We start from the raw sequence: 14,219 nt of genomic DNA on the forward strand, positions 1-14,219 counted from the left end.
GGAGAGACATGCAGGAGTTGATCGACAATCTCGACGGTCTGGCGGGTATTCCCGCCTGGGTGATCAAGGCCTTCGCCATCATCCTTGCGGCACTGCTGCTGGAGCTGGTCTACCGCATTTTCGTCAATCACCTCGAGCGGCTGTCGGAGAAAAGCGGCCACATGTGGGACGACGCGGTGGTCTATGCCGGCAAGCGGCCGATTTCGCTGCTGATCTGGTGGCAGGGCCTGATCATGGCCGCACGGGTCATGGCGCCGAAAACCGATGTGGTTACTTTCGATACGGCCGTGTTGGGTATCGCCCAGCAGCTCGGACTGGTGGTGGCGGCCACCTGGTTCTTCTACCGGTTGACCAGCGGATTCGAGAAAGCCTTCGTCGAAGAGCGGCGCAAGCGCGACGAGCACGTCGATCTCACCACGGTGACGGTGCTGGGCCGCATCGTGCGTATCGCTTTCGTGTTGACCGGCCTCCTGACGGGGTTGAGCATTCTCGAGATTCCGATTTCCGGTTTGCTGGCCGCCGGCGGCGTGGGCGGCATCGCCGTGGGCCTGGCCGCACGCGACCTGCTGGCGAACTTCTTCGGCGGCTTTACGGTGTTCATGGACCGGCCGTTTTCGGTCGGCGACTGGGTGCGCTCGCCCGATCGCGAGATCGAGGGCACCGTCGAGCACATCGACTGGCGCGTGACACGCATCCGCAAGTTCGACAAGCGGCCGATGTACGTGCCCAACGCCACCTTCACCACGGTGACCCTGGAGAATCCCTCGCGCATGACCCATCGCCGCATCGCCGAGCATATCGGCGTGCGTTACGACGATTTTGGTCTGATGCGCAAGGTGGTCGGCGATATCCGCCAGTACATCATGAATCACGAGGCGCTCGACACCACCCAGACGACGATGGTGCACTTCGACCGGTTCGGCGCGAGTTCGCTCGACATCATGATCTATTGCTTCACCAAGACGGTGGTGTGGACCGAATATCACGAGGTGCGCGAGGATGTGCTGCTGGGTGTCGGCGAGATCATCGAGTCGCACGGCGCCGAGATCGCCTTCCCGACGCGCACGCTCAAGATCGACATGGCCGAGCAGCTGGCCGACGAAGTGCATGAAGCCATCCCGGCTACTTCCGGTGCACGAGGCGGGGCCGAGGCGGACAGCGACGAGGCCGACTCGAAAAAATCGTCTTCCGGGACGCGAAAGCGCTCGAAACGCAAGGGCAAGAAGAGCAGCAGCAGCGTCAAGACGGACGACAAGACCGACACGCGCGAGCCCAAAGGCGGCGACGTCGGCGGAGACAGCGGAGACGGTGGTGAAGGCAATGCCTGATTCCCCGCAAGCCAATCAATTCTGGCCTGACGGAGCAGAGTGTCTTTTCACACCGGAGGATGTGTCGCGCGCCCTCGATGCCCAGGCCGAACGCGTGGCGCGCCTTGTCGGTGAAGGCGAAGTGCTTTCGATTATCGCCCTGATGAAGGGCGGGATGTACCCGGCTGTCGAACTCAGTCGCCGCATCGATCAAGCCCTGCGTATCGACTATGTCCATGCGACGCGTTACCGCGAGGCCACCAGCGGCGGCGAGATTCACTGGCAACACTGGCCGGCGAATCTCTCGCCCGCCGATCACGTCGTGCTGGTGGACGATATCTTCGACGAGGGCCATACCATGGCTGCGGTCACGCAGCGACTGCGCGAGCAGGGTGTTGACCAAGTCACCACGGCCGTGCTGGTGCGCAAGCAGCACGATCGCGGCCTGGACCGGGACTGGGTGGACGACCATGCCCTGGAGGTGCCGGATCGCTACGTGTTCGGTTGCGGTATGGACTACCAGGGCCTGTGGCGCCAGCTCGACGGCATCTGGGCGTTGCCGTCATGAGCCTGGGTATCATCGGCGGTACCGGCGCGCTGGACCTGTTCGAGGTGCGCGAGGAAAAACGAGTGGACACGCCCTACGGTCGTCCGTCCGCGGCGCTTGCTCGGGTGCGCGCCGGGACACAGGAGGCATGGTTCCTGGCCCGACACGGCCGCCCGCACCGCGTGCCGCCGCATCGCGTCAACTACTGCGCCAATATCGATGCACTGCATCGCCTTGGTGTCGATCGGATCATCGCCGTCAACGCCGTCGGTAGTATGGATTCCGGTTGCGGTCCGGGTGCGCTGGTCGTTCCCGACCAGCTGATCGACTATACTTGGGGCCGAAAGCACAGCTTCAGCGACGACGATATCAGTCCATTGCGCCACATCGAATTTGCCGAGCCATTTGCCGGCCCGGCCCGAAGTGCCTTGCTGGCGGCAGCCGCACGCGCGGGTGTGGAATGCGTCGACGGTGGCTGCATGGCGGTCACGCAGGGCCCCCGCCTGGAAACGGCTGCCGAGATCCGGCGCATGAGCCGCGACGGGGCAAGCCTGGTGGGCATGACGGCCATGCCCGAGGCGGCCCTGGCGCGCGAGGCGGGTATGGATTACGCCAGCCTGTGCGTGGTCGCCAACGCCGCGGCCGGCCTGGACGAAGAGCCGATTTCAGAAGAAGCCATCCACGAGGTGCTGGCGTCTGCAATGGGTCGTGTGCGCAAGTTATTCGATGCCCTCGATTTGGAGGATGGCGGCTGATCACGGCCAAACTGTGATCCGTTTCTCCCTGATTATCATTGGGTTTTTCCCGGCATCGCCTTATCCTGTAAGTCATCGCTGAACCAGCCTGCGAGGACAATGGCATGCTAGAAACCCCCACCCTTTCCGTTCTGGAAACCGGCCAGAAGGAGCGTACCGTCATGCGGTCGCTGCTCAATCTCGCCGGTGTGCGCAATGGCGAGGGAGCATGGCAGGTCATCGAGGTGCCGGGGGGCGACGTCACGATCATCGACGTTGACTCCGAAGAAGGCGAATCCCGTTGGCTGGACCAGCGCGCGTCCGGCGACAATCCCATTGCCCTGACGAGCCGCCGCGACTTCGCGGCCGACTACGTGCTCAGAAAGCCGCTCGGTGCGCGCAAGTTTCTCGATCTGCTCGATCGTGTCAGTTCCGACGATGTCCCGGCACCGGAACCGGAAGAACTCGACGAGCCGGACCGGGGCGGTGCTCCGGAGTGGCTGCGGCTGGAGCAGTCCGATGACCCCGGCCATGCAACCCTGGCCGAGCATCTGCGCAGTCAGACCTGGAACAACCCTGTTGTCCTCGAGGTAAGCGGCTGGCCGCGCATGGTCATCGACCCCGGTTCAGGAAGCTGGTTCTATGACGGTGCCATCGTCGACATGCAGCCGGAGATGTTCGCGCAACCCCTGCCGGCTTCCGCCGGCAAGCCGGTATCGAGCGCCGACCTGGTGGACGAAGTGGACAAGGTCGTTCGTCGTCCCCTGAGCGAGCTGAAGTGGTTCGCCGGGCTGGCGCAGTCGCGCGGGCGCCTGCACCCGGACCTGCTCGGCAATGTCGAGTTCATGCTGACCCAGGCACCGAGTGAAGCGATGGAAAACGAGCGCTACGCTCAGCTTGCCCGCATTCTCATCCGTGCGCCGGTGGATATCGACGACTTGCACCAGCAGTCCGGGGAGGCGGCGGAGGATATCGCCGCCTTTCTCAATGCCTGTTATACAACCGGAAGACTGCTCGTCAATCGCGAGGCGAAAGTGTCAGGATTCTGACCGGCTTAAAGTCGAAATTCGAAGCGCCCAACCTAGTACTTCAACTTAACTTCCCCGATTCCCGTCACTCCACCGAGCGCGGCGAGCAGTTCCGTTGACGGTGTGACGTGCCACTGGGTGCCGAGGTGGAGCACGGCGCGGGCGGACTGGTTGCGGTACTTGACCACCACGGGCGTGCGGCCCGGGCGATACGGTTGCAGGGCGGCGGCCAGGTCGTGTTCGAGCATTTCCGGAGGCTGGCTGATCTCGATTTCCACGCGACTGGCGAACTGTGAACGCGCCTCGTCGACGCTCATGACTTCCTCGGCCACCATGCGGAAGCCGCCGCGGAAGCTGTCGACCTCCACCCGACCCCGGACCACCACGATCTCGTCGGCGACCAGGCGGTCGGAGATCTGCTGGAAGAGCCGGTCGAAGACCGCGACTTCCAGGCGGGCGGTGCCGTCGTCCAGGGCGATGAATGCACCCTTGCCGGGGCGGCGCCGGATGGCGGCGATCAGGCCCGCCAGGGTCATGGGTTTGCCCTGTCCGCGTCGGCCACCTTCTTTGCCGCCGTTGCCCAGCAAGCGCTCGATTCCTTCGAGCGTGGTGGTGGTCGTGTCGGCCAGTTCGTCGCGCAATTCGTCCATCGGGTGGCCGGACAGGTACAGGCCCAGGGTTTCCTTTTCGGCGCGCAGGCGCTGGCGCAGCGTCCAGTCGCGTACATCGGGCAGGGCACGTTCTTCCGGGGCGCTGCCTTGCTGCGCCGAGGCGCCGCCGAACAGGCTCGACTGACCGGCCTCACGGTCGGCCTGGAAGCGCTCGGCCTCGGAAACGATGTCGGGCAGGGCCTGCATCAGGGCGGCGCGGTTCTCGTGCAGGCAGTCGGCTGCGCCCGAGCGAAGCAGGGTCTCGAGCGTGCGGCGATTGAGCCTGGAGAGATCCACCTCGCGGCACAGGTGGGCCAGGGAGGTGAATCCGCCGCAGTCCGCGCGAACCTCGACGAGGTTTTCGACCGCGCTACGGCCCACGCCCTTGAGCGCGCCCAGGCCGTAGCGGATGGCGCCGTTTTCGACTTCGAAACGGTAGGCGGAGCGGTTAATGTCCGGCGGCAGGATCTCCAGGCCCATGAGCTTGCAGTCCTCGATCAGGTTGGCGATCTTGTCGGTCTTGTCGAGGTCGGCCGAAAGCACCGCGGCCATGAACTCGGCCGGGTAGTGCGCCTTCAGCCATGCGGTCTGATAGGCCACCAGGGCATAGGCGACCGAGTGCGACTTGTTGAAACCGTAGCGGGCGAAGGTCTCCATCAGGTTGAAGATCGATTCGGCCTCGCCGGCGTCGATGCCATTGTCGGATGCGCCGTTGACGAAGATCTCGCGCTGGCGCTCCATTTCCTCGACCTTCTTCTTGCCCATGGCCCGGCGCAGCAGGTCGGCGCCGCCGAGGCTGTAGCCGGCCAGTTCCTGGGCGATCTGCATGACCTGTTCCTGGTAGAGGATCACCCCGTAGGTCGGTTCCAGGATCGGCCCGGCTTTGGGATGCGGGTAGCGCACCGGCGCCTTGCCGTGTTTGCGGTCGATGTACTCCTCGACCATGCCGGCGTCCAGCGGACCAGGACGGTAGAGGGCGACGGCGGCGACGATGTCGTTGAAGCTGTCGGGCTTGAGCTTGCGCAGCATCTCCTTCATGCCCGGTGACTCGAGCTGGAACACGGCCGTGGTGTGAGCCGCGCGCAGCAGCTCGAAGGCCTTGCTGTCGTCGAGCGGCACGTCGTCGAGATCGATCGGCGCCTCGCCGGACCGCTCGCGCGAAGCGTTGACCGCCTTGAGCGCCCAGTCGATGATGGTGAGGTTGCGAAGCCCCAGAAAGTCGAACTTGACCAGACCGACCGATTCGACATCGTTCTTGTCGAACTGGGTCAGTACCGAATGGCCGTCCGGTTCGGTGTAGAGCGGGGTGTAATCGGTCAGCGGGCCGGGGGCGATGACCAGGCCGCCGGCGTGCTTGCCGGCATTGCGCGCCAGGCCTTCGAGCGAGCGGGCCAGGTCGAGGATGGTGCGGGTGTCGTCTTCCTTTTCATAGCGTGCCTTGAGCTCGGGCTCTTCGGCCAGCGCCTTGTCCAGCGTCATGTCGAGCTGGTTGGGAATGAGCTTGGCGATCGAGTCGACGAAGCCGTAGTTGTAGCCGAGCACGCGGCCACAGTCGCGCACGACGGCCTTGGCTGCCATGGTGCCGTAGGTGATGATCTGCGAGACCTGGTCGCGGCCGTAACGCTGCGCCACGTATTCGATCACCCGGTCCCGGCCCTCGACGCAGAAGTCGACGTCGAAGTCGGGCATGGAGACGCGCTCCGGGTTGAGAAAACGCTCGAAGAGAAGCTCGTAACGTATTGGATCTACGTCGGTAATGCCAAGGCACCAGGCCACGACGGAGCCGGCGCCGGAGCCGCGCCCGGGGCCCACGGGCACGCCGTTGTTGCGCGCCCAGGCGATGAAGTCGGCCACGATCAGGAAGTAGCCCGAAAAGCCCATGGACACGATGACACCGAGCTCGTGTTCGAGGCGCTGTTCGTAGTCCTCGCGCGTCATGTCCTCGGCCAGGCCGTGCCGCTGAAGGCGCTGGTCCAGACCCTCGGCGGCCTTGCGCCGGACGAAATCGTCTTCGGTTTCGCCCTCGGGCACCGGGAAGGCCGGCAAGAAATATTCCCCCAGGCGGAGTTCCAGGTTGCAGCGCCGGGCGAGATGCAACGTGTTTTCCAGCGCCACCGGAAGGTCGGCGAAGCGCTCGGCCATTTCCTCGCCGCTTTTAAGGTATTGCTCGTCGACGTATTCGCGCGATCGGCGCTTGTCGTCGAGCAAGCGGCTCTGGTTGATGCACACGCGCGCTTCGTGGGCGAAGAATTCCTCGCGCTTGAGGAACCGGACGTCGTTGCTGGCCACGACCGGCAGCTGGTGCTGTACGGCCAGGTCGAGCAGTCCCGACTCGATCGCGCGCTCGTTTTCGCGGCCCATGCGCTCGAGCGTGAGGTAGAGGCGGTCCGGGAAGAGGCTTTCCCAGTCTTCCAGGCGGTTGCGGGCGAGATTGCGGCGACCGTTGGACAGCGCCTCGCCGACGTTGGACTGGCGACCGATGAGCGCAATCAGGCCGTCGGTATGCCCGCGCAGCCAGGCCGGATGCACGCGCGGCTGGCCGCGGAAACGCCCCTCGAGAAAGCTGCGGGAGAGAATCCGGCAGAGATTGAGATAACCCGTCCTGTCCTGGACCAGCAGGGTGACCACGCCGAACTGCTCGGCATCGGCCGCATCCTGGACCCGAACGTCGGCGCCGACGATCGGTTTGATCCCCTTCGCGATCGCCGCCCGGTAGAACTTCACCAGCCCGAACAGGTTGTGCCAGTCGGTCACCGCCACCGCCGGCATACCCAGTTCCGCGGCCCGCTCGACCAGCTCGCCGATGCGCACCATGCCGTCTTCGAGCGAGTACTCGGTGTGCAGGCGGAGGTGGACGAAGGGACTCGGCGGTGCGGAGGGCTTTGGGGCTTCGTCGGGCATGGGGGGATTATAAACGGCGGGGGCCCGGATTGAGGGTTCCGGGTTCAGGGTTCAGGGTTCAGGGTTCAGGGTTCAGGGCGGGCTTCCGGTAGGTTTTCCCGAACCCCGAACCCCGAACCCCGAACCCCTATTCAACTTCAACCTTTCTCCCAACCATCCGGAATCCGACGATCAGCGCGATGGCGCCAACCGGCAGACACAGCCACCACGGAATTCCGAACCCGGCGGGCAGGGTGCCGAGGACGATGGCGATGACGCCGGCGAACATGGCGTAGGGCAGTTGGGTGCGTACGTGCTCGATGTGGTCGCACTGGCTGGCCATCGACGACAGGATGGTGGTGTCGGATATCGGCGAGCAGTGGTCGCCCCAGACGGCGCCGCCCAGGACGGCGGCCACCGAGCCGTAGAGAATCGGCATGTGCTCGACGCCGGTCATGCCGTTGTTGCTCATCAGCGCCCAGGTCAGCGGCAGCATCAGCGGCAGGAGAATGCCCATCGTGCCCCAGCTCGACCCCGTCGAAAAGGCGGTCGCCGCCGCCAGCACGAAAACCACCGTGGGCAGCAGGCCCGGGTGCAGTCGATCACCGAGCAGTTCGGAGAGGAAACCGGCCGTGCCCAGCGCCTCGGTAATGCCGGCCAGCGCCCAGGCCATGACCAGGATGACCACCGCCAGCAACATGCTGCGAAGGCCGGTGAACCAGGCGCCCATGAGTTCCGGGATGGACAGGCTGCGATGGAGCATCGTCATGATGACGGCCGAGACCACGCCCAGCAGCGAGCCCCACAGCAGGGCCTTGTAGGCATCGGCGCTCTCGAGCAATGCCTGGAGGGTCTCGCCCTCGCCACTGACGAACAGGCCGGCCACCACCGACACGACCAGGATTGCGACCGGTACGACCGCGTTCCGGGCCAGTCGGCGGGTGCCTTCGGCGGGCTGGACCTGCTTCATGTCGTCGTCGACCAGGGCGGTGCTCACCGCCTCCGGCGCCACCCGTCCTTCCTTGCGGGCGCGGCGTTCGGCGGTGTGCATGGGACCGAAATCGCGACCCGAGAGCACCACGGCGAAGACCAGCACGAGGGCAAATAGCGGATAGAAGCTGTAGGCGATCGAATTGAGGAAGACGAAATAGGCGTTCGCATCCAGGCCGGCGATGCCTGCCATGGCATCGCGAATGAGGCCGACTTCGTAGCCGACCCAGGTCGTCACCAGGGCCACGGAGGCGATCGGCGCGGCGGTGGAATCGACCAGGTAGGCGAGCTTTTCGCGCGAGACCTTCATGCGGTCGGTCACCGGCCGCATGGTGTTGCCCACCACCAGGGTATTGGCGTAGTCGTCGAAGAAGATCGCCAGGCCCATGGCAACGGTTGCCATGCTGGCTCGACCGGCCGAATCGGCAAAGCCGACGATGCGCTCGACCACGCCCTGGAGCCCGCCGTTTTTGGAGATGATGCCGACCATGCCGCCGATCATCATCGAGAACAGGATCACCGACGCATTGCCCGAGTCGGCCAGGGCGGAGACGACGTGAACCTCGAAGGACTCGAGCAGTCCTGTGAACAGTCCGACCAGCGTGAAATCATTGAGCGCCCAGGCGCCGACCCAGATGCCGACGAACAGGGCGGGTACGACCTGGCGAATGATCAGCGCCAGGGCAATGGCCAGTAGCGGCGGCAGGATTGAAACCCAGCCGTAATGGCCGGCTTCTTCGGCGGCGAACAGGGCAGGGCTGGCAAGCAGGGCAGTGCACAGCGCGAGGTTGCGCAACGCAGGGATGATTTTGTTATGCATTAGGTCCCCGACATCGACTCGAGTACATTCTGGCACTTCCGGAAGCGCTTTGCCATGTCGTCATGGCGCTCGACCGGCTGCGGGAAGCTGGCGTACCAGCGCCGGCGCAGCTCGGCCAGTTCCTCGGCCAGGCCGGGTGTTTCGGCACGCTCGCTCATGCGCCGGGACAGGCGCTCGACCTGGAAATTCATGCGTGCCTCGCGGTCTTCCGCCGGGGAATCCAGGCCGGCGAGAAACTCCATTTCGATGACGACCTGTCGCGCCCGCTCGCCGTTTTCGGCAACTTCTCCAGCGATCGTATCGGCGTCGGCGGATTCGTCGGCGAGCTTTTGGACAGCAGCCTGCAGGGACTGCGCGAGTTCGTCGTCCGGAGCCGTCTCCGGCATTTCGATGTCCGGTGACTGGCCGGCTTTTCGGGCCTGCCATGCGGACTGCACCCGGGCAGCGAGTTCGTCGAGTTGCTCGATGGCCTGGCGCCGCTCGGCCAGCCGACGATCTTCGAGGCGCTTCCCAAGCGCCAGCTCGGCCTTTTCGAAGCGCTCCACCAGTTGGCCTGGCCGGCGGCCGGCGGTCTCGAACTGCGAGCGTATCGCTTTCATCTTTCCCCCGGCCTGGTCGAGTTCGGGCTCGTCGACTTTTGCCAGTTGCTCTGCCTGGTGGACCAGATCGCGAAGCACCGCCAGCTCGGCTTCCTGCGCTTCGCGTTTTTGGTCCTGATCGCCGCGCAACTTTTCGAACAGCGGGTCGATCGGGGCGCGAAATTCCTTCCACAGCTTCTGTTCGACGCGTCGGCGGCCGGTGCCGGTTTTCTGCCAGCGGGCCTGAAGCGCTTTTGCCTGATCGATCGCGCTCTTGAGGTCGGATTCGTGCTCGAGTGCCTGGGCCTCGCGAACCAGCCGGCGCTTTTCGTTCTCGATGGCTTCGAAGGCCGCGTCCAGGCGGCTGGACAGGGCGTCCATGGTTTCTCTCAGCCGTGCGGCCGACTTGCCGCGTGCTTTCGGCGGCAGGTCGTCGAGCCGCCTGATGGCGAGCCGGGCGCCCTTGAGGAATTGCTTGAGCGTGTCGATATCGCTCTCGCTGTCGTCGGCCACGGCTTGAGCACGTTCGAGGTAAGCCTCGAGCTGCTCCAGGTTTTCGGCCTGCACCTCGTGGCGTTTTTCGAGAAACGGCTGGGCCTGTTCGAAGGCGTTCTTGCAGGCGGCCTGGAAGCGGCGCCACTGGCCGGCCGGCGCGGCATGCTGGCGCTTGTCGCCCGGCAATACTTCCAGGTCTTCGAGTTGCTGCCATTCCTTTCGCGCTTCCTTGAGCGCCGTGGAGATGGCGTCGGGGTGCTGACCGGATCCGGCCAGCTGCTCGATTCGCTCGATCAGCTCGTCGCGGTGCTTGTTGTTCGACCAGTGCTCCCAGTTGCGCATCTCGCGCAGGCGGCCTTCGAGCCGCCCCAGGCGTCCGGCGGCCTCGCGCGGTCGCTGCCTGGGCTGGAGGCGATCGAGGCGACTGCGCAGGTTTCGGAGGGTGGCCTGGGACTTGACGATGTTGCCGGCCTCGATCAGGCCGGCAGCGGTATCGAGTTCGGCCTGCCAGTCGGTCGAGTCCTGTTCCGGCCTTGCGGTGGGCGGGGGTGCTTGCTTCTTGCTGGACGCTTCGCGTCGTTTTTGCAGGGCTTTGAGGATGGGCAGCGCCCGCTCGCGAAGCTCAGTGTCGGCCGGGCCGGGTTCGTCGATGGCCTGCCATACGCGGTCGAACTGGCCCAGCAGCTCGGCTGCCCGATCGGCGCTGAGCGCTTCAATGTCCTTACTGGCCTCGAGTCGTTCGACCACCCCGGCCAGCGATTGATCAGCGGTCGGGGTATCGGATTCGGAGGCGTCTTCCTTGGGATGCCTGCCGCCGCGGGTGGGCGCTTCGAGCGATCGGCGGACAATTTCCATCGCGCCGAGAAAGCGCCGCGCGAGATTCTCCGGCGGCGATTCCATGGCCTGCCACAGGCCTTCGAGCTCGTCGCGTTCGCCACGGCGGTCGCCATCGAAATGCCCGCGCGCGAGGCGTTCGGCGCGTTCGACCAGGCGCGAGGCTGATGCCGAGGCCTCGTCGTATTCGCCGCTTTCGGCCTGCAGGCTGTGCAGGCGTTCCTCGACGGCGCGGGCTCGCCGCTTGCTTTTTCGACGCAGCGCCGTGTTGATGCGTGCCAGCGTCGAGGGCTGGTCGATTCGATCGACCAGTGACAGGGCCAGTTCGTCGTCTTTCTCTTCGACGATCCGGTCGCCCAGGAAACCGGGTGCGTCGATTCGTGACAGCGCTTCGGCGCGCAACGCACGGTCGGGCGCGCCGCGGGCGGCCCTGCGAATGAAATCGGCGTCGTCGATGCGGCGGAACCACTCCAGCCGCTCCTTGACGAGCTTTTCGTTCTCACGTTGCATCACGGCCTTGAGCAGATAGGCGTCGGCGGCCTGCATGATGGCCGGGTCGGTCTCTCGCAGGCGGGCATCGAGCCAGAACGGTTCGGTGTTGATGCGCTTGAGGGCGGCCAGCCGGACCTCGGCCGACTCGTCGTGCTCGGCGATGCGCCCGAGCTCGGCCTGCAGCTCCGGGTCGTCGCTTTCGGTCACGGCCCGTGACCGGACGGAAGGATCCTTCTGCTGCCAGGGCTTGCCGAAGAGTCGTGCCTTGATGCTCATTGCAGATACGGTTCGGGTTTGCGAATCAATCCGTATTATAGGGTTGGAAGCAGGGATCTGAACCCCGGGGACGTTAGTACAACTGTTGGACCATCCTGAATCCGGCTACCCAGGTGCCGATGGCCGAGCCCAGGTTGGAAAGGAAGAACACCAGCAACACGCGCGAAACGCGGTTTCGCCACCAGCCCGAGAGCTTGACGACGTCGTCGCGCAGGGTTTCGAAATCGCCCACGCGCGGCTTTCTCAGGCTGGCTTCCACCGCGCCGGTGACCATGCCGGCGCCGATGGTCGGGTTGAGGGAGGTCAGGGGGGCCGCAAGCAGGGCGGTGCCCACCGTGAGCGGATGGCCGCCTGCAATCAGTGCGCCCAGGGCCGACAGCGTGCCGTTGATGACCACCCAGGTCGTCACCAGCGCCCAGCCGAGCTCCGGCGAGCGCGAAAAACCGATGATGAAGCCGGTCGCCACCAGGGCCAGCACCAGCCAGGGCAGGGCCTTGAGCAGCTTCGACGCCGGCGGCATGAAGTTGAGCGACTCCACGGTTTCGGCCGGTTCGCTAGTGGCTTCGAGCGCCTCGGCCGTCCCTTCGAGATGCCCTGCCCCGAGCACGGCCAGTACCTTGCGTGGCGCGTGCTGCTCGTTTTCCTGCCGCAGGCGCGCGGCCATGAAGCGGTCGCGTTCGGCGATCAGGGATTCAAACAGCTCGGGTGCGGACTCGGAGAACTCGCTGAAGGTTTCGGTCAGCAGGTCGCCCTGCTTGAGCCGTTCGATGTCTTCCTCGCTTACTTCCTGGCGCGAGAACATCGACATGACCAGCCCGTTGAGCATCAGCCAGCGCTTCCACAAAGACAGTCGCCGGGAGGCGCGGCGCAGGGTGATGCCGATATCGCGGTCGATCAGCTGGAGGGGCACGTCGGCGCGCCGAGCGGCTTCGATGGCCGCCTTCATTTCCGCGCCGGGCTCGATACCGAACTGCTCTGCGATACGGCGCTGGTAGGCCGACAGCGCGAGCGAGGCCATCATCATGCCGGCCTTGCCCTGGCGAACGACCTGGAACAGGTCCATGTCGCGCCAGGCGTCGCGCTCGGTCAGCGTCTGGTAGCGCGGCGCGCACAGCTCGATGGCCACGGCGTCGTAATGGCCGCTGTCGATCAGTCGCTCCACGGCTTCGGCGCTGGTGCGTGAGACGTGTGCGGTGCCGAGCAGGGCGTAGTCCACGCCGTCGCGCTTGACGTGGCGAACGGGCTCGTCACCGAATAATTCTGGTTGTTCGGGGGTCATCAAGAACAGTCGGACGAATGCGATGGGGCAGTTTAGCCGATCGGGTGCACGTTCTGTCGCGGCCACGTCATCTCAGAAGGCGCTCGAGGCTGTCGAGCGTGCGGTCAAGCGAATTGCCGACCGGCGCGTAGTGCGGCTTTTCCCGGGCCAGGCTGTCGGAAAAACTGCGTTCGGCCGCCAGCAGTTCGCGGTTGAGCGTCAGCCCGAAGGGTTCCAGGAAGGGCTCGAGATCGTCGGCGCGCGCCAGCAGTTCCGCACGCGTGATCTGGTAGGCATGGTCGACCAGGTCGTTGCGCGATGAATAGCTGAAGACGTTGGTGTAGAACATCTTCTCGTCGTTGCGGTTGGGCTCGACGAGCATGATGGCCGATTCCGGATAGCTGGTCTCGTACTTGCGCATGCCGATCTGCATGCGCGACTGGATCAGCGACCGGAAGGTCTGTGACATCACGACCGGCAGACCGCCCTTGATCATACGTTCGCGCGCTCGCGCCAGGTTGGTCGCATCGCTGTCGGCGTCATAGGGCACCAGCGGGTTGATGGCGAACAGCAGGTCGGCACCTTCCTTCAGGGCCGCGGAGGCGTGCAGGGTGCGGCGTAGGGCACCGTCGACGTAGTAGCTGCCGCCGATCTCCACCGGTGGATAGAGGCCGGGCAGCGCGGCGGAGGCCTGCACGGCCAGCGAAATGGGGACTTCGTCGTAGCCCGGCTCCCCGAAACGCACCGCCTGGCCGGATTCCAGTTCCACCGCCACCACGCGCAGCTTGGCCGTCAGTTCCCGGAAGTCGTTGGTGCGCCCGGGCTTGTCCAGGACCTTGGCCAGGAAGCGGTGGATGCTCTGATTGTCGAAAATGCCGTTGGGAACCAGGCGGGACAGGCTCTCGATACTCTCCAGGCTGCTCAGCCGCTGGGGATGGCGGATGATCTCGGTGAGCATCTCGTAGATGACGGATGGAACGCTGGTCGCGCGATTGAAGTACTCGCGCAACGCCGGTCGCAGGAACTTCTCGGGATGGAAGGCGAATTCGGCATCCGAGGTGCTCATGAACACGCGCGCCATCTGGCTGATGGTGATGCGGTTGGCCAGGTTGGCCGACAGTACGGCGCCGGAACTGACGCCGACGTAGATGTCGAGATCGTGCATGTGCACGCCGTCGAGGGCCTCGTCGAGCGCCTGCAATGCGCCCAGTTCGTAGATGGCGCCCAGTGGGCCGCCGCCGGCGATGGCCAGCCCGATGGTCGGGTGACGGCTGGTTTCGCGAGGGGTACGTGCAGGAGTCAACTTGAGCATGCAGACATTATAATGCAG

General features: G+C 65.1%; 9 protein-coding genes. 4 read left to right on the forward strand and 5 right to left on the reverse strand.

The features are described 5' to 3' along the window. Positions 1–8 precede the first annotated feature (8 nt). The 4 genes from ACDC66_RS03380 to ACDC66_RS03395 all read left to right on the forward strand — a co-directional run bounded on the left by ACDC66_RS03380 (position 9) and on the right by ACDC66_RS03395 (position 3,637). Entirely contained in the window at positions 9–1,328 is a 1,320-nt protein-coding gene (locus ACDC66_RS03380) for a mechanosensitive ion channel family protein (RefSeq protein ID WP_376695268.1), read from the forward strand. After that, positions 1,321–1,875, forward strand: a complete 555-nt coding sequence (locus tag ACDC66_RS03385; RefSeq protein WP_376695269.1) for a phosphoribosyltransferase family protein — start codon at positions 1,321–1,323, stop codon at positions 1,873–1,875. Before ACDC66_RS03380 ends, ACDC66_RS03385 begins: the two co-directional genes overlap by 8 nt. Then, complete coding sequence (locus ACDC66_RS03390) at positions 1,872–2,609, forward strand: S-methyl-5'-thioinosine phosphorylase (RefSeq protein ID WP_376695270.1); 738 nt, start codon at positions 1,872–1,874, stop codon at positions 2,607–2,609. Before ACDC66_RS03385 ends, ACDC66_RS03390 begins: the two co-directional genes overlap by 4 nt. Positions 2,610–2,713: 104 nt before the next feature. Beyond that, positions 2,714–3,637 carry a hypothetical protein gene (locus tag ACDC66_RS03395; protein WP_376695271.1) on the forward strand — a complete coding sequence of 308 codons (924 nt, stop codon included), beginning with the start codon at positions 2,714–2,716 and terminating at the stop codon, positions 3,635–3,637. A 32-nt stretch (positions 3,638–3,669) separates the two neighbouring features. Here the strand turns inward: ACDC66_RS03395 and dnaE are convergent, their stop codons facing one another. From dnaE to ACDC66_RS03420, 5 genes are all read right to left on the reverse strand, one after another. Beyond that, a complete protein-coding gene (gene dnaE, locus ACDC66_RS03400; protein ID WP_376695272.1) occupies positions 3,670–7,167 on the reverse strand; it encodes a DNA polymerase III subunit alpha in 3,498 nt (1,165 codons plus the stop codon). Between the two features lie 127 nt (positions 7,168–7,294). Beyond that, a complete protein-coding gene (locus ACDC66_RS03405; RefSeq protein WP_376695273.1) occupies positions 7,295–8,956 on the reverse strand; it encodes a Na+/H+ antiporter NhaC family protein in 1,662 nt (553 codons plus the stop codon). Next, the gene (locus tag ACDC66_RS03410) at positions 8,956–11,631 is read right to left on the reverse strand and encodes a DUF349 domain-containing protein (RefSeq protein ID WP_376695274.1); all 2,676 of its coding nucleotides are present in this window, start codon (positions 11,629–11,631) and stop codon (positions 8,956–8,958) included. Before ACDC66_RS03410 ends, ACDC66_RS03405 begins: the two co-directional genes overlap by 1 nt. A 73-nt stretch (positions 11,632–11,704) precedes the next feature. Continuing rightward, the gene (locus ACDC66_RS03415) at positions 11,705–12,910 is read right to left on the reverse strand and encodes a TraB/GumN family protein (RefSeq protein ID WP_376695275.1); all 1,206 of its coding nucleotides are present in this window, start codon (positions 12,908–12,910) and stop codon (positions 11,705–11,707) included. Between the two features lie 67 nt (positions 12,911–12,977). Further along, a complete protein-coding gene (locus tag ACDC66_RS03420) occupies positions 12,978–14,201 on the reverse strand; it encodes a patatin-like phospholipase family protein (protein ID WP_376695276.1) in 1,224 nt (407 codons plus the stop codon). Positions 14,202–14,219: the final 18 nt, after the last annotated feature.

It is taken from the genome of Wenzhouxiangella psychrophila, from assembly GCF_042310375.1.
Lineage (GTDB): Bacteria > Pseudomonadota > Gammaproteobacteria > Xanthomonadales > Wenzhouxiangellaceae > Wenzhouxiangella.